We start from the raw sequence: 209 nt of genomic DNA, 5'->3' as shown, positions 1-209 counted from the left end.
TCATATCGCACCCTCTACTCCCCTGTAGTTCAGTCGGTAGAACGGCGGACTGTTAATCCGTATGTCACTGGTTCAAGTCCAGTCAGGGGAGCCATTTTAACGTAATATCTAAAGTCGATAGTCATATCGCACCCTCTACTCCCCTGTAGTTCAGTCGGTAGAACGGCGGACTGTTAATCCGTATGTCACTGGTTCAAGTCCAGTCAGGG

1 tRNA gene is annotated in these 209 nt (G+C 49.3%); it reads left to right on the top strand.

Annotated elements, in window-relative coordinates:
- The first annotated feature begins 18 nt into the window (after positions 1–18).
- A tRNA-Asn gene (locus HG547_RS20740) sits at positions 19–94 on the top strand.
- Positions 95–209 lie beyond the last annotated feature (115 nt).

This window comes from Shewanella sp. DNRA4 (assembly GCF_012843185.1).
Classification (GTDB): Bacteria; Pseudomonadota; Gammaproteobacteria; order Enterobacterales; family Shewanellaceae; genus Shewanella; species Shewanella xiamenensis.
Note: the sequence above shows the minus strand (reverse complement) of the source record. Positions and strands in the feature narration are given on the sequence as shown.